Below are 14784 nucleotides of genomic sequence, written 5' to 3'. Positions count from 1 at the left end.
ACCCGTTCGCGGTCGATTCCGTCGGCCTTGCGGCGCTGTCAGGGAGTACTCGAAGGACCTTCGGCCTAGCGTGGTGGCGGCAGTGCCCGAGTGGCCGCAACCCGAAGCGGGGAGGACGTTCACGAAGGAGCAGATCCCGATTGACCGAGTACGGCTACTTCCTGTCGTGTGAGGAGTTCACCCCCGCGGAGCTGATCGACCAGGGCCGCCGCGCGCAGCAGGCCGGGTTCACCCGGTTGGCGGTCTCCGATCACTTCCATCCGTGGGACGACGCACAGGGCAACAGCGCGTTCGTGTGGTCGGTGATCGGGGCGTTGTCGCAGGCCGTCTCGCTGCCGGTCACCACGCTGGTGACCTGTCCGATGGTGCGGCTGCATCCGGCGGTGACCGCGCAGGCCGCCGCCACATCCAGCGTTCTGCTGGATGGGCGCTTCGCTCTTGGCGTCGGGACGGGGGAGGCGTTGAACGAGCACGTTCACGGCGATGCGTGGCCGTCGTTCGAGGTGCGGGCCGAGATGCTGGAGGAGGCCGTCGAGGTGATGCGCAAGTTGTTCACCGGTGAACCGGTCAGCCACCGCGGCCGGCACTACACCGTCGACAACGCCCGCCTCTACACTGCCCCCGACCAGCCGCTGCCGGTGTACGTTTCCGCCTTCGGGCCGAAGGCCGCCGAACTGGCCGGCCGGATCGGGGACGGGTTCGTCACCATGACCCCGGACGCCGACCTCGTGGGTTCGTTCCGCGAGGCCGGGGGCCAGGGCAAGAAGGTGGTGGGCGGTGTGAAGGTGTGCTGGAGCAGCAACCGGGAAGCGGCCGTGGACGTGGTGCACCGGCTGTGGCCGACCGAGCTGCTGCCCGGCGAGCTCGCCCAACTCCTGCCCAGCCCGGCGCACTTCGAACAGGCAAGTCAGCTCGTCACGCGCGACATGATCGCCGACGCGGTCGCCTGCGGCGACGATGTGGAGCAGCACGTGGAGACAGTGCGCGCATATGCGCGCGCCGGGTTCGACGAGGTCTACGTCGGGCAGGTCGGCCCCGACCAGGAGGTCTTCTTCGACGCCTACCGTGAGCTGGTCCTGCCCGCCCTGAACTGCTGACCCGGGGCTGTCCAACTCCTCTGGCCACGTAGAACCGAGTACGCACAGGGGCGAGGCCCCGCTACAGGGCCCGGTCCCGGCGGTTGGCACCTTCGGGTTCAGATACCTCCGGGAGGCAAAGGTGGCGGCACGGCACTTCACGGATCCGGGGCATTCGGCGCTGCCGGGATGCCGCAAGTTCTGGCAGCTGAACGGCGTGCGAAGGCGTGCCCTGTGAGGCGTCGTGCGAGTGCCGGTCCCGCTCCTGTGCGAGCTGCCTGGCACCGGTTGTGCTCTGTGTGGGGGCGCGCGTGGGGGCGCGGGTCGGACATCGAGCTGATGCAGCGTTCGCTGGCCTTCGCTGCACTGTTCTTCGTGACCTTGGTGCCGCTGCTCATGGTCATCGCGGCGGCTTCCCCGGCCCGCGGCAACGGGATCGCCCAGTGGATCACCGACGGCCTGGGGTTGTCGCCACGTGGCGGCCAGGCCGTCGAGATGCTGTTCAGTTCACGCGGGCAGGTCCTCAGCACGACCACCGGGTTCAGCCTCGCCGCGCTGGCTGTCTTCGGTATCTCGCTGACGAGTGCGATGCAGGGCGCCTATGAGCGGATCTGGGGCCTGCCGGGAGGACCGTGGCACCGCGTGTGGCGCCAAGTCGTCGCGCTGGCCGGGCTGACCGGCTATCTCGTCCTCGCGGCGTGGAGCGGTGTGCCGTGGCACCACACCGCCGTCCAACCGACCTTGCGGATCCTCGCCACGGTGCTGGGTGGCCTGCTGCTGTTCTGGTGGCTTCCGCGCTTTTTGCTCGGGGCCCGTGCCCCGCAGCGGGGGCTTGTGCCCGGTGCGGTGGCCACGATGGTCGCCCTGGCCGGTCTTCGGTTGTTCTCACGGCTGGTCTTCGCCCCGTTGCTGGTCTCCAACGCGGTCTCCTACGGCACGGTCGGCGCAGTCCTGGTGGTCCAGTCCTGGCTGATCGGGGTGGGCTTCACCGTGTACGGCGGAAGTCTTGTGGGGTGGGCCCTGGTCGGCGGCGACCAGTCAGCCGCCGATGACGATGGTGAGGGGGATTAACGGCGGTCGCTGCATGTCGGCATCCGGTGAGTAACCGGCTGACGAGGATAGCGGGACATTGCCGGGCGAAGCAGACGACTGATCCGGTGCGGCACGGGATCGAGACTGCGGCGCGATGCCCGCGGCGCTGGTCGCCGGGGCCGCGGGAGGTCCGGCGCCAGGGGTTGGCTGAGCGGATGAGGCCGGCTCCGACGGCATGCGCGCGAGGGCAGGCCGGCTCGGTTCTTCCGGCGGTGGAGATCCAGCCGGCCAGCGCCGCCGTGAATCCGTGCGTAGCCGGGATTGTGGGTCCATCCGGGTTCCGGTCAAACGCTCGTGCTGTGGGCCGTCCAGCATCAGTGGCACCCCGGAACGTGATGCCCGCAGGCGGGCGGGGTCGGATCTAGAGAGCGGGGCGGCGAGCCGCCATGAGGTCGGATCCGGGGGCTTGCACAACGTGCAGTCCTGCGGCTTCGAGTTCCTCGGTGAGCCGCTCGGGCGGGGCAGGCCACATGTCGAACGCCTCCCGGGTCTCGCGCAGGAGCTCCTGCTCTCGTTCGACGCGGTAGGTGAAGACCACGCGCAGGATGCCGCGGTGGGGCCGACGGATGACTTCGGCGCTGTACTGGTCGGGGCCGACCCGCACCGGACCGAGCCGTCCCGCTGCCTCGCACCCTCTCGGCAGGCCGGCGGGCGGCGGATCGAACAGGAGCAGGCCGCCGGGCAGGAGGGCTGCCGAGATCGCCTTCCAGGTGGCCCGCCTGGTCGGGGGATCCAGGCAGGCGATCATGTTGGAGGCGACGGCCAAGTCCGCCACGGCCGTCAGGCCCGCCGCCTCGAGGGGCTCGGGGTGCACGGTGACGCGAGCGCGCTGGTCCGCCCCGAGGTGGGCCAGGCGCGACAGCAGGGCGGTGCGCATGGCCGGGGCCGGTTCGACGGCGTGGACGGGCACACGGGAGGCGCGCAGCAGGACCTCGGTGACGGTGCCGGTGCCGGCACCGACATCAAGGACCGCGTGGCGGGCCCGGCTGGCGGCCGCGGCAAAGCGCCGCTCGGCCAGACGGCGGTCGGTCTCGGCCTGCAGGAGATCGTAGAACTCTGCGGAGACCGCGTACCCGCTGTCGGGGGAGTCGTCCACGGCTGTGCGTTCAGCCGCGTACGGGCTGGAAGTGCGACGGGTCCGCGAGGGCGCTGGAATCGAGACAGGCGAGGAGTTCGCCGACATCGGTGTGGACCTTGAGGGCTCCGGCCGAGCCCAGGGCCCGCTCGCCGAAGCCGCCGGAGAGCACCGCCACGCAGGTGACCTGGGCCCTGGCGGCGGCCTGGACGTCCCACGGGGTGTCGCCGACGAACAGTGCCTCGCCCGGTCTGGCACCGGACGTGGCCACAGCAGCGCGGACGAGGTCGGGGGCGGGCTTGCCGGCTTCGACGTCGTCGGCGCTGGTGGCGTGATCGATCGCGTCGTCGGCGGCCAGCACCCTGCGCATGGTCTCCAGGTCACGTCCCGAGGCGGAGGAGGCGAGGGCGATCGTCCAGCTGCGCCGTTTCAGTTCCCGCAGCAGACCGCCGGCGCCGTCGAACACCCGCAGGCGCGACCAGAACCGGGCGAAGAGCGCCTGGTGCGCCGCGGTGATCGCCTCGTCCTGGCGGTGGTCACGGCCCTCGCCCAGCACGTGGTCGAAGAGCTGGTCACCGCCCATGCCGATTGCCCCATGGATGCGGGCCATCGCCGGGGTGTGGCCGAACTGGGTGAGCGCCTCGGTCCAGGCAACGGAGTGCCAGTAGCTGGTGTCGAGCAATGTACCGTCGACATCGAACAGCGCTGCGGCCGGCATCGAAGCCTCCCTCACTCACGCCCCGGCATGTCCACCCTGTCGACGCTACGGCCCGACGACCGGCCACGCACGCGGCGCCAGGCCGTTTGCCCCGCTGTTTCCGGGAAACCCGAGGCAGGGTGGAAACTGCCTGCCGGACCATCGTCATCACCGGGGCCAGCGGCGGCATCGGCCGCGCGACCGCCGTGCTGTTCGCCGCCGTCCATCCCGGGCGGCGGGAGTACTGGGTCGGCGGCAGCACGGTGGCGACCCTGGTGGCGAACGCCGCCGTGCCCGGGCTGCTGGACCGCTACCTGGCCCGCACGGGCTTCGACTCCCAGCAGGAGGACCGCCGACGCCGCGCCACGGACCCGGACAACCTGTTCGAGCTGGTGGATGCCCGGCGGGACTTCGGGGCGCACGGCCGGTTCGACGACCGGGCGCGCGGCTGGACGGGTGCAAGCCGGTTTGCCCGGTGTTGGTAGCGGGTTCCTCTCACGGATGCGGGGAACACGCACCCCGCAGTCATCGGACAGGAGTGTGTGATCATGCCTCGCGGATCGAGTCCCAAGCGGGAGCGGCAGTACGAGCACATCAAAGACAGTGCGCTGGAGCGTGGTGAGAGCGAGAAGCGCGCCGAGGAGATCGCCGCGCGCACCGTGAACAAGGAGCGTGCCCGGCACGGGGAGTCGAAGACCGCCAGCCGCAGCTCGGTGAAGGACATGTCCTCCTCCCGTCGCGGTGGGCTGCGTTCGCACAGTGGCGCCCAGGGGCCGACGAAGGAGCAGCTCTACAACGAGGCCAGGCAGCGCAACATCCACGGGCGCTCGAAGATGAACAAGAAGGAACTCGAACATGCCCTGGGCCGATAGGAGCTGGTGACCGTGGGTGCCGTTCCTGTGTCGTCCGAGCCCGATGTCGCCCCGGTTCCACTGCCGTCGCCCCCGCCGCAGCCGCCCAGCCCGCCGGAGCCGGTGGAGCCACCAGTGCCGCCGGATCCGCCCGCGCCTCCCGGCTCGCCCGAACCGCCCCCTGAACCGCCGGCCCCGCCCGGCCCGGGCGAGCCCACGGAGCCTGCTTCGCCGGAGCCCGGGCACCCCCGCCCGCCGGAGCCTCCCGACTGACCCGGAGCCCATGACACGGCCGGGCAAGGGCTGACCGTGACCGAAGCAGCCCTGCTGCCGTTCGCGGTGGCCGTTCCCCTGCTCGGGGCGGCACTGCTAGCCGTCGCCGGTCGCAGACTGCCCCGGACCGGCTGCGACATCCTGGCCACCACAGCCCTCCGCCGGCCCGCTGCCGACCGGCACGCGGCTGCCCGAGCTGTACGGGCGCTGCGCCGCCTGCGTTCTGGACATCTCGGCGACTACCTCGCCCGGCTCGCCCTCGGCGTCACGGTGCTGTGCGTCGCGATCGCCGCCCAGACCTGAATCCTCCCTGGCCCCTACAGCCGCTCCTCCATGCCGATGGCTGCCTTCAGATCCTCGTAAGCCTGACCGCGCTTACCTTCATGCTGCTCCAGCATCGCCCGGACGATCGCATCCAGCTTGCGCTGGATGGCATGCTCGGCCCGTCGCTCGGAGTTCTTCAGCATCGCCAGCAGCAAGAGCGTCACCGCGCCCATCGCATCGCCCACCAGAAGCTGCCACTCGATCGGCAGCCCGGCCACATGTACCGCGACGACCGCGCCCACCAGGCACAGGCACACCAGCGCGAACAGCGGCGAGCTGGTGAAGTTCGACGCCAGCTCCGCGAACTCCTCGAACCGCCCGCGCCGACCGTTCCCATGCTTACGAGCAGGATGCTGAAACGTCATGCCGACGCCCTCTCCGTCCGGTACGCAAAGACAGCCGCCTCCACTGTCTACCGACACCGTCCCCGGCGGGCCGCGGGCGCGGCAACACGCCACACGGTGCCCTCCGCAGGCGATGATCGCCATCAGCCCGTCACCGTCGCCCACGGCGTTGCCTGCGGGCAGCCGGGTCGGCGAGGCCTCTGGGCAACGAGCATGCGGGTTGGTGGGTTGCCCCCGACTGGCGCGGTGATCCTCAAGGGTGTCGCCGAGGCCGGTCGAGCGGGCGACTCCGGCGGCCCAGGCCGGTGGATTTCGAGCCCATCGGTGGGGCAGGATCATAAGCGGACAGCTTCCCTCGCGCGAGGAGGCCGATCATGTCCGCCCACCACTGTCCGCCGAGGACGTCTGCCGGCCCGGCCCTGCGGATCACGGTCGCAGACCTGCCCGGGACAGCCGGCACCATCCGCCGGGGCGGCAAGGACGACCATGACCGGCGCGGTCGGCTGGAGGACACCCTCGTCCGCGCGGTCAAGGACGGCCCGCCCCGTGAGATCGACCTGTCCCACCTCCTTCTGCGCGACTCCACTCGTCTCGACGCCCTGCTCCAAGCGCGCTTCGGACGCCTGCGCTGCCGCGACCGCCCTGGTCTCGGCCGTCCCGTTCGCTCGGACCAGGCGCCTGCTGGAGGTCACCGGCACCGACAGGGCTTCACCGTCCGCGACACCGTCCGCGCCGCCCTCGCCGACGCCGGTGCCCCACCTGCACGATGAGGTCCGCCATGGACACCTCCGAGCGCTACGCGATCACCATGCCGGGCCCACCAGGCGCGCAACGCCCGCCCGAGATCGTCGTTGTCCACGCCACCGGCGACAGGACGTCCGACGGCATCCCGATCTACGCCGACGACACCGGAACCTTCCGGGTGGAGATCCAAGCCGGTGCGGCCAGGCCCTTGGACGCCGCCACAGGGCCCGGCCGGCACACCTGCCTGCACGCCACCCCGCTGCCGTGACCGCAGCATTCCCACCCGTCCTCGGCCGGGACAGCAGCCGTGCCCGCGCGATCATCCTCGTTTCGAGCGCCTGCGGTGCGTTGAGCTGTCTCTCGTAAGGCACGTCACCAGGGGACCGCGTCCCGAGGCTCGACCACGAAGCGCCGGAGCGAATTCAGGGAGTGGATCCCCCCGGTCAAAGCCCGGGGGCGTAGGGGGCGATTCCGACGATGAGGATGTCGCGGCGCCCTTCGTTCCCGTCGTCACCGAGGCGGACGGGGCCGACGTAGTGGCTGACGCGTCGGTCGTGCACGCCGTAGCCGTCAAGCGGCTCGGTCAGCACGAAGCGGTCGTGGATCGCTTCCGGGGGCAGCGCGTAGGGTTGCCGGCCGGCGCTCTCCGGGGTGGCGATGACGTTCTCGCCGCCCTTCACGTTCCGGCGGCCGATCAGGTGGGCGAAGGTGAAGGTGGCCGGCGAACCGCCGTCCTGGTGCAGGCAGTTCGGTGAGGACACCGCCTCCTGCTCCTGGTCGTGGACGCCGAGCGAGATCAGGTGGATGCCGACGTAGACGGGGACGCGGTGCAGGTCCTCCAGCCACAGAGCACGGTCCAGGTCGGCGCGGACGAGGGCGTCGAGCAGCCGGTTGCGGTGCAAGGCCTCCGGGATGTCGGGCAACCGGCGCCGCACCCGGGGGTACTCGGGGTTGTGCTCGTCCTGCCAGTACTCCGTGACGGTGCCGAACTCCTCGTCGGGGGTACCGGGGATGTAGGACAGCTCGCCGGTCCAGGGCAGGTGGACGGCATGCGAGTAGCGGCGGAAGCGGTGGGTCTCACGGGCGTACGGATCCGGCGGCAGGCCCTGGTAGGAGTCGGCGAGCCGGGTGAAGTCCTCGGCCAGGGCCACGGTGTCGATGCCGAGGTCCGCGGCGTTCAGGCGGGCGTACCCGTCTCGGCGCACCCGACCGCCGCGCTCGGGCGGTTGTCCGTGCTGCTGCGCTCTGTCGTCCATCGGCTTCTCCGGGCGGTCGCGGGCGTCCGTGGACATGGGGCCGGGTGCCCTTCCGGCTTCCTCCACGCTGGCACACCCGTCGGGGTCGCACCCCCGGAGGGTCCGCCGTGCGGATGACCGGGGCGGGACGGCCTGCGGGGTGGTCATGCAGTTCGCGAGGTCGTCCACGACCGCGGGCAGGCCGCCGGCCCGGTGGGCGGCACGCTGACGGTGGGCGCCGCTGCCGCGGATGGCCAGCCGGTCGACGAAGGCCGTGACCCGCTCCAGGTCCCCCAGGTCCTCCAACGCCGCGCCGATGTGCTCGACCAGCCTCCGTGCGCGCTCCGGGGCGGGCAGGACGCGCCCGGTCAGCGCGTCCGCTCCCGGCCCCGGCCAGCCGTCGCGGGTCGCGTACCAGTACGCGCCGCGCAACAGCTCACCGCGCAGCCGGGGGCCCTTGTCGTCGCGCTCCGCCAGGCGGGCGGAGGTCACCACCAGACCGCGCACGACGGCCGCCAGGGCCACCGAGTCCGCGGACTCGGCCGGAACGTCCATGCACCGCACCTCCAGCGTCGGCAGGCGGGGGTGCGGGCGGGTGTCCCAGAACGGAAGCTCGGCGAAGGAGCTCCCGCCGACCTCCGCCATCGCGCTGGCGACGCGCCGGTAGTCGTCGAAGGACTCGACCCACGGTGGCGGTCCGAGGGAGGGGAAGCGCAGCCGCAGCACCGAGCGCCAGCTCGCGTGTCCGGTGTCCCGTCCGGCGTGGAACGGCGAGTTGGCACTCATCTCCACCAGCAGCGGCAGCCACGGGCGCAGGTGGTTGCCGACCAGGGCCGCCACCTGGCGGTCGTGCAGGCAGACGTGGACGTGCAGGGCGCAGACCGCGAAGTCGTCCATCAGGGTCCGGAACAGCTCCACCCCGTCGCGGTACCGGGGGTGGTCGCCCACCGGCACCGCGCTACCGCCCCCGATCACGGGCGTCGCACTGGGACATACCGTCAGGCCCTCGGCCTCGGCGCACGCGGCGAGCGTGCGGCGCAACCGAACGAGCTGGGCGGACAGTTCGCCCATCGTGGCGCACGGTGGTGTCCGCACCTCGACCTGGAGGTCCGTGAACTCACCGGACACCAGGTCTCCCAGCACGCCCGCGGCGCGGGCGGCCAGCCGCGGACCGCCGGGAACCACGGCCCGGGTCGCGGGGTCCACGACGAAGTACTCCTCCTCCACGCCTACCGTCGGTGGCAGCTCCTGGCCGTGGCCCGTACCGCCCGGGGTGCCGCTGTCGTCCACCTCACCAGGCTCCCTCTCCTCGCTTGTGTCGGCATCACGGGGGTCCGGCAGGCGTGGCGTCGGGTGGCCGGCCTCGGCGTGCGCCCCGAGCCCGTCGTGCAGGGGTGGTGTGCTCACCGCTGCGGTGCCCGGTGTGGCAGGTGTGAACCGTGCCCAGTCGGGCAGCCGCTCGGCATGCTGTTGATCCGCCCACCCGGGGTCTACGCGCCCCAGGGTGACACCGAACTGCTGGCCGCCTGTGTGGGACGGGAGCCGTTGGACGGCTCCAGCCGGGTGCTCGACCTGTGTACCGGGACCGGGGCCGTCGCGATCGCGGCGGCGCGCAGCGGGGCCCTCGTCACGGCGGTGGACCTGTCCGCCCGGGCGGTGGCCGCCGCCTGGTGCAACACCCGGCTGCACCACGACCGGGTCCGGTTGCGCCGGGGCGACCTCCTGGCGCCGTTGCCCGGTGAGCGCTTCGACCTGGTGACCGCGAATCCCCCGTACGTCCCGACGGACCCGGCCGGGGCGGCTCCCGGCCGGGGTGCAGCGCTGGCCTGGGACGCCGGACCGGACGGACGGTTGGTCCTGGACCGGATCTGCCGGACGGTTCCCGGGGCGCTGGCCGAGGGCGGCGTGCTGCTGGTCGTGCAGTCCGCACTCGCGGACGTGCCGGCCACCCTGGCGCTCCTGCACACAGCCGCACTGCGTACGGAGGTGGCGGCGCGACGGCGGCAGCTCTTCGGGCCGGTCATGACGGCCCGGGCCGCCCTGTTCGAGCGGCTCGGACTGATCCGGCCGGGCGAACGCGAGGAGGAGCTGGTGGTGGTGCGCGGTGTCCGAGAGCGTTGAGCGCCCCGCCACCCGGGTGTTCGTCGTGCCGGGTGGCCCGCTGCTGGTCGAGGGACCGGTGGAGGTCGTCCTGCCGGACGGCACTCGGCGGCTGTCCGACCGTCCGGTGGTGGCCCTGTGTGCCTGCCGGCGCAGCCGCACGTACCCGTTCTGCGACACCAGCCACCGGCGGCACGGGCGATCGCCGCGGCCTGCGGAGCGGGACCACCGGGACTCGGACGGCACGGCCGGCGGGGAGTGAGCGCGGGGACGCGTGCCCTCCGGCGCCGTTCGCTGCCCACGGCGTACCCCGCCCCGCGCTGGTCACAGGTCGGCCGGTCGGACGGTGACGGCCGTCGACCGGCCGATCGGTGCCCGCGTTCCGGACGAGGGCGACCGCGCGGCCCGGGACGCGTGATTGGGCCGGCACCGGCGGGGCAGGCGCACGGTACGGCCGGGACAGCCCCGGTCGAACCGTGAGAGGAGGCCGGGATGAGCATGGTCAAGGAGTCCGTGGACGTGGACGTCCCCCTGCACACCGCGTACAACCAGTGGACGCTGTTCGAGGAGTTCCCGCGCTTCATGGAGGGCGTCGACTCGGTGACCCAGCTGGACGACCGCCACAACCACTGGCGGACCAGCATCGGCGGCGTCACCCGTGAGTTCGACACCGAGATCGTCGACCAGCTGCCCGACGAGCGGATCGCCTGGCGGACCACCGACGGCGAAGTGGACCAGAAGGGCGTGGTGACCTTTCAACAACTCGACCAGGGCCACACCCGGGTCGCCATGGCCATCGACTTCCGGCCCGAGGGCATGGTGGAGAAGGCCGCCGACGTCACAGGAGTGGTCGACCGCCGGGTGAAGGGAGACCTGAAGCGGTTCAAGGAGTTCATCGAGGAACGCGGCACGGAGGAGGGCGGCTGGCGCGGCCGGATCAGTCCGGGCTGAATCCGCTGTCGACCGTCCACGCCACCGGCCGCCGGGACACCCTCCTGGCGGCCCGTGGCCATGCCGGATCAGGAACGGCGGATCCGGCCTGGCCCAGGGCTCGGCGGGGCCCCGCCCGGCCCAGGGGGCGGCGTCGGGCACCCGAGGGAAATCCGCGTACCAGGAGGAGAAATGACCCAGCACGGCAAGGTCCTGGCGATCGTGACGAACTACGGCGTCGAACAGGACGAACTGCTCGTCCCCGTACTGCACCTGCGCGAGAACGGCGTCCACGTCGACATCGCCGCCCCCGAACAGGACGGGATCCGCACCCTGGTCGGGGACAGGGAGCCCGGCGAGACAGTGCAACCGACACTCACCCTCGACGAGGTCGACGCCAGCGACTACGACTTGCTGCTCATCCCGGGCGGCACCATCAACGCGGACACCCTCAGGCTCCACCGGGCGGCCGTTGACACGGTGCTCGCCTTCACCACCGCCGGACGGTCCGTCGCCGCCATCTGCCACGGCCCATGGCTGCTGGCCGAAGCGGGCGTGGCCTACGGCAAGCGGCTCACCTCCTACCCGTCGCTGCGTACCGACCTGGCCAACGCCGGCGCCACCTGGGCCGACGAACCGCTGGTCACGGACGACGCCAACAACTGGCGGCTGGTGACTTCACGCAACCCCGGTGACCTCGAACACTTCCTCCGGGGAATCGATGCCGCGCTGCGTACCCGGGCCGGGGCCGCCGACCCGCGCTGAGTGCGGGCCACGTGCGGACGACCGTTTGGCTCCGGGGCTCCCGAGGGACACGCAGGGGCGATGGGAACCCGCCCATGACGGAGACGGGGCTTCAGGGCCCGCCGGCGGGCCGCCCCCTACCCGGCAAGGACACAGAACGGAGCATTCGCCGTGCACTACGACGAAGACCTGCTGGAGCAGCTGACCGCCGACCACCGGTCCGTGCTGGTCCACTTCAGCGAACTCAGTGGCGTACCCAGTGGGGACCTGCAGCGCAAGGACCTGGCCGATCTCGTGACCGATCAACTGGTCCGCCACACCCGGGCGGAGGAGCAACACCTCTATCCGATCGCCCGGGACCGGTTGGCCGACGGGCCGGCCGTTGTGGAACGCGAACTCGCCGACCACCGCGCGGTGGAGGCGTGCTGGAGGAACTCCGCCCGACCCACGTCACCTCGCCCCGCTTCGACCGGCTGGTCGCCCGGCTGGCCGAGGAGGTGACCCGGCACGCCGGCGACGAGGAGGCGCGGCTCTTCCCGGCCGTACGGGCCGTAACGAGCGAGGCCGAGCTGCGCGACCTCGCGGTCAGGGCGCGGGAGACCAAGGAGTCCTCGACCGGTCGGCCCCGCCATCAGCCACCCACCGAACGCCCGGCGGACCGCCTGCCGCCACCTGAGCGGTCGGTCGTCGAGCGGGTGCGGGACTTCCGGGCTCCGGGCGGACCGCACTGACCCCGCGCGGCGCCCGAACCCATCGACCGTGGGGCCGCCGGTCGCAGTCGGTGACGATCCGTACGACCAGCTGCCGGAGCGACGGACAACCCGTCTGACGTCCAGTGAACCCCCGTCGCGGCTGGCACCGGGTTCGGCACGGGCGCGGCTTCCTCCAGCGCGATGCGACGGGTGCGACGCTAGGTGACGACGATGCCGTGGCCCGACTCAAGGGTCCGGGCCCCTCGCCGGCGCCTACGGACTTGTGGATCTGTCCCAGGTTCAACGGTCGCATCCAGGTGGTGGGTGCGCCGCCGACCGGCCCGGTACCTGTGCCACCCGGACTTCCGGGCCCGCCAGGAGGAGGCCAAGCACGACCACGTCCTGGCCGTCGCCGTCCGTGGCCCTAATTTCGGGTTCTGGATCACTTTCCGGGCTCTGTCGCTGATTGAGGGGTTCCTCCTTGTTGATCACGGTGACAGGAGGATGCGGCGTCGCAGGAGGTCGAAGTTGGCCCGGCCGTACATCTGTCTCTTCAGCAGTTTGATCCTGGTCACGTTGCCTTCGACAGCGCCCGAGGTGAGGGTGGTGGTCAGGGCGGCGAGGACAGCCGCGCGGTCACGTCGGATCCCGCCGGCCAGCGAGCGGAGTTCTCGTTGTCCGTCGAGACGGACATCGGCGAGCCAGACGTCGAGGGCCAGGTGCTCGCTGCGGCGCTCGCGAACCATGGTGGCCAGGCGCCGGGCGTACTCGGTGGTCGTGGCCAGCGCGGGGCTGCGCTCGCACAGCTCCTCAAGGCACTTGCGTTCGGTGTCGTCGAGCCGGTCGGGTCGGCGCATGATCCAGTCCGTGACGCGGCGCACGGTCAAGTGAGGAAGCGGGGCCTCCGCCGGGATCGCTCCGTTGCGGTAGGGCCGCAGGTGCCGCTGGACGGTGTTGACGTCCCCGCGGTAGCCCAACTGCTGGATCTCCCGCGTGAGCGCGGCGGCGTTCGTGCAGCCCTCCATCCACCGGTGGTGCAGGTAGCGCCGGTAGTCGTCGACCAGGCTGGGGCGGTGGGTCGCGGCCACGAGGAGTTGCTCGACGTCGGCGGCTCGGGCGAAGCGCAGGACGGTGCCACGACTGAGGCGGAGTTCACGGGCGATGGCACGAAAGCTGTGGCCGCGTTCGATGCGTTCGTGGATCTGCTGGTGGCGCTCACGGGTCCGGGCGACCAGGGGACGCGGCCTGCCGTGGATGTCCAGCTCGTTGAGGGCGGTGGTCCCGGAACGGGGCACGTCATCGTGGTTGTCACCGGCGGTGAGGGGTTCGCGCAGGTCGGCGCGATGGCGGCCGACGACGCGTTCGACGGCCTCGGCGAGGTTGTGCAGGAGGTGCCAGGCGTCGGCGACCTGTTGGGCTTGTGGCGCACCGGCGCGGGCGCCGTCGCGGAAGGAGTCGGCGCGGTCACGGCAGATGATCCGCACCTCGGGGTGGTCGCGCAGCCAGGCGGCGAAGGTGTTGGCGGTGCGGTCCGTGAGGACGTCGACCGGGCGGTGGGTGTCCATGTCGATGAGGATCGTCGCGTAGGTGCGACCGCGGCGCACGGCGAACTCGTCCACACCCAGGCGCGGGACGAGGCCCGATGATGGGAGGGGCAGTGCTCGGATGAGGCGCAGCAGTGTGTCCCTGCACGCGGTCATGGCCAGACGTCCCGAGAGCCGGGCTCCGGCCCGCCCTCCCAGGAACAGTGCGATCTCGGTGAGTTGAGCGGTGAGGGCGGTCGTGCGGCGAGCGTGTCGGGACGTCAGATCCGGGATCTGCTCGGCGAACGTCCGCCGCCCGCACCGGTCGTTGCCGCACACCGGACGCCGCGCTCTCAGTTCCAGGCGCACCCGCCTGCCGGCTACGGGGCGATCTGCCAGTCGCCGCTTGTAGTAGCAGTGCAGCCGCGACGATCTGTGCTCGCATCCCGGACAGGCGGCCGACGCCGCCACGGACCGTACGGCAAGGCGAACCTCGCCCTCCCCGACAATCATCTCTTCGATCTCCACCCCGACACCCGGGAAGAGCAGGTCAGCGACCCGAACTCCATCAGCCACGCCCAGGTGATGCCCACCTATCTGTGGCCCCGCGCGAACCCCTCAATCAGCGACAGAGCCCGGAAAGTGATCCAGAACCTAATTTCACCCGTCGGCGACACCGAGTTCCTGCCCGGCAAGTAGGAACGCCTGGGACTGCTCGGTCACAGGATCGCGGGATCACGGCATAGAAGTCCACGTCGGTTCGGCTCTGCCCTCCCGAAGCTGCGTTGGTTTCGGTGCCCTGCCTCGCGTCTGCCGCCCGGCCACCGGCCGGGCGGCAGACGTCGCAGTCGGCCCGCGGCGTCTCAGGCCATCCGCGTGCTGCTCACCGGGTCGCCCCCGAGCCCCGCTCTGCACCTGGTGGCGGCGACGCTCGGAGAAGCCGAGGTGCGACGGCGCCTGGACGCCGGTGCGGATGGCCTGAACACAGGCTGGTACGTCGAAAGGGGGTGGCGAGACCTAGGTATGCGCCGCGGGAGAACAGGGTTGGGGGGGGGGGGATATATAGAACGGCACCAGGGTTTGT

At 71.6% G+C, this 14784-nt stretch carries 20 protein-coding genes; 15 read left to right on the top strand and 5 right to left on the bottom strand.

Annotation, left to right across the window (positions count from 1 at the left end; genetic code table 11):
* Window positions 1–140: 140 nt before the first annotated feature.
* Window positions 141–1097 (top strand): TIGR03557 family F420-dependent LLM class oxidoreductase, encoded by a 957-nt coding sequence (locus ACFVHV_RS15475; protein WP_359904067.1) that lies wholly within the window; start codon window positions 141–143, stop codon window positions 1095–1097.
* A gap of 318 nt (window positions 1098–1415) precedes the next feature.
* Window positions 1416–2147 (top strand): ribonuclease BN, encoded by a 732-nt coding sequence (locus ACFVHV_RS15470; RefSeq protein WP_359904070.1) that lies wholly within the window; start codon window positions 1416–1418, stop codon window positions 2145–2147.
* A 382-nt stretch (window positions 2148–2529) separates the two neighbouring features.
* Here ACFVHV_RS15470 and ACFVHV_RS15465 read toward each other — a convergent pair whose 3' ends face one another.
* Both ACFVHV_RS15465 and ACFVHV_RS15460 read right to left on the bottom strand, forming a co-directional pair.
* Window positions 2530–3264: a class I SAM-dependent methyltransferase gene (locus ACFVHV_RS15465; RefSeq protein WP_359904073.1), complete on the bottom strand. Its 735-nt coding sequence runs from the start codon at window positions 3262–3264 to the stop codon at window positions 2530–2532.
* Between the two features lie 10 nt (window positions 3265–3274).
* A complete protein-coding gene (locus tag ACFVHV_RS15460) occupies window positions 3275–3961 on the bottom strand; it encodes an HAD family hydrolase (RefSeq protein WP_359904076.1) in 687 nt (228 codons plus the stop codon).
* Between the two features lie 119 nt (window positions 3962–4080).
* Here ACFVHV_RS15460 and ACFVHV_RS15455 point away from each other — a divergent pair, with 119 nt between their 5' ends.
* From ACFVHV_RS15455 to ACFVHV_RS15445, 3 genes are all read left to right on the top strand, one after another.
* Window positions 4081–4425 (top strand): hypothetical protein, encoded by a 345-nt coding sequence (locus tag ACFVHV_RS15455; RefSeq protein ID WP_380351555.1) that lies wholly within the window; start codon window positions 4081–4083, stop codon window positions 4423–4425.
* 63 nt (window positions 4426–4488) lie between these two features.
* Entirely contained in the window at window positions 4489–4812 is a 324-nt protein-coding gene (locus tag ACFVHV_RS15450; protein WP_359904079.1) for a plasmid stabilization protein, read from the top strand.
* Between the two features lie 288 nt (window positions 4813–5100).
* Window positions 5101–5367, top strand: coding sequence for a hypothetical protein (locus ACFVHV_RS15445; RefSeq protein ID WP_380351554.1), 267 nt, complete (start codon window positions 5101–5103; stop codon window positions 5365–5367).
* Between the two features lie 14 nt (window positions 5368–5381).
* On the opposite strand, the gene ACFVHV_RS15440 is transcribed toward ACFVHV_RS15445, so the two are convergent.
* Complete coding sequence (locus ACFVHV_RS15440; RefSeq protein ID WP_359904085.1) at window positions 5382–5753, bottom strand: low affinity iron permease family protein; 372 nt, start codon at window positions 5751–5753, stop codon at window positions 5382–5384.
* Window positions 5754–6106: 353 nt separating this feature from the next.
* Between ACFVHV_RS15440 and ACFVHV_RS15435 the strand changes: the two genes are divergently transcribed.
* Window positions 6107–6502, top strand: a complete 396-nt coding sequence (locus tag ACFVHV_RS15435) for a hypothetical protein (protein WP_380351552.1) — start codon at window positions 6107–6109, stop codon at window positions 6500–6502.
* An 8-nt stretch (window positions 6503–6510) separates the two neighbouring features.
* On the top strand, window positions 6511–6744 hold the full coding sequence (locus tag ACFVHV_RS15430; RefSeq protein WP_380351550.1) for a DUF6296 family protein: 234 nt from the start codon (window positions 6511–6513) through the stop codon (window positions 6742–6744).
* A gap of 175 nt (window positions 6745–6919) precedes the next feature.
* Here ACFVHV_RS15430 and ACFVHV_RS15425 read toward each other — a convergent pair whose 3' ends face one another.
* Entirely contained in the window at window positions 6920–9001 is a 2082-nt protein-coding gene (locus ACFVHV_RS15425) for a YbdK family carboxylate-amine ligase (RefSeq protein WP_380351548.1), read from the bottom strand.
* Window positions 9002–9175: 174 nt separating this feature from the next.
* On the opposite strand from ACFVHV_RS15425, the gene ACFVHV_RS15420 reads away from it, so the two are divergent.
* The 7 genes from ACFVHV_RS15420 (at window position 9176) to ACFVHV_RS15390 (ending at window position 12605) form a co-directional block, all read left to right on the top strand.
* Complete coding sequence (locus ACFVHV_RS15420; RefSeq protein ID WP_359904096.1) at window positions 9176–9832, top strand: HemK2/MTQ2 family protein methyltransferase; 657 nt, start codon at window positions 9176–9178, stop codon at window positions 9830–9832.
* Complete coding sequence (locus ACFVHV_RS15415) at window positions 9816–10073, top strand: CDGSH iron-sulfur domain-containing protein (protein ID WP_359904099.1); 258 nt, start codon at window positions 9816–9818, stop codon at window positions 10071–10073. The genes ACFVHV_RS15420 and ACFVHV_RS15415 overlap by 17 nt, the downstream gene beginning before the upstream one ends.
* 230 nt (window positions 10074–10303) lie before the next feature.
* Window positions 10304–10762 carry an SRPBCC family protein gene (locus tag ACFVHV_RS15410; RefSeq protein WP_359904102.1) on the top strand — a complete coding sequence of 153 codons (459 nt, stop codon included), beginning with the start codon at window positions 10304–10306 and terminating at the stop codon, window positions 10760–10762.
* Window positions 10763–10933: 171 nt separating this feature from the next.
* Window positions 10934–11506 (top strand): type 1 glutamine amidotransferase domain-containing protein, encoded by a 573-nt coding sequence (locus ACFVHV_RS15405; protein WP_359904105.1) that lies wholly within the window; start codon window positions 10934–10936, stop codon window positions 11504–11506.
* A 150-nt stretch (window positions 11507–11656) separates the two neighbouring features.
* On the top strand, window positions 11657–11986 hold the full coding sequence (locus ACFVHV_RS15400; RefSeq protein ID WP_380351546.1) for a hemerythrin domain-containing protein: 330 nt from the start codon (window positions 11657–11659) through the stop codon (window positions 11984–11986).
* On the top strand, window positions 11983–12216 hold the full coding sequence (locus ACFVHV_RS15395; protein ID WP_380351544.1) for a hypothetical protein: 234 nt from the start codon (window positions 11983–11985) through the stop codon (window positions 12214–12216). The genes ACFVHV_RS15400 and ACFVHV_RS15395 overlap by 4 nt, the downstream gene beginning before the upstream one ends.
* Before the next feature lie 104 nt (window positions 12217–12320).
* Window positions 12321–12605, top strand: coding sequence for a hypothetical protein (locus ACFVHV_RS15390; RefSeq protein WP_380351542.1), 285 nt, complete (start codon window positions 12321–12323; stop codon window positions 12603–12605).
* Between the two features lie 60 nt (window positions 12606–12665).
* Here the strand turns inward: ACFVHV_RS15390 and ACFVHV_RS15385 are convergent, their stop codons facing one another.
* Window positions 12666–14213 carry an ISL3 family transposase gene (locus ACFVHV_RS15385; RefSeq protein ID WP_359904126.1) on the bottom strand — a complete coding sequence of 516 codons (1548 nt, stop codon included), beginning with the start codon at window positions 14211–14213 and terminating at the stop codon, window positions 12666–12668.
* A gap of 363 nt (window positions 14214–14576) precedes the next feature.
* On the opposite strand from ACFVHV_RS15385, the gene ACFVHV_RS15380 reads away from it, so the two are divergent.
* On the top strand, window positions 14577–14784 hold a 208-nt coding region (locus ACFVHV_RS15380; protein ID WP_380351541.1), incomplete at its 3' end, for a hypothetical protein.

The organism is Kitasatospora sp. NPDC127116 (assembly GCF_042677365.1).
Lineage (GTDB): Bacteria > Actinomycetota > Actinomycetes > Streptomycetales > Streptomycetaceae > Kitasatospora > Kitasatospora lactacystinica.
Note: the sequence above shows the minus strand (reverse complement) of the source record. Positions and strands in the feature narration are given on the sequence as shown.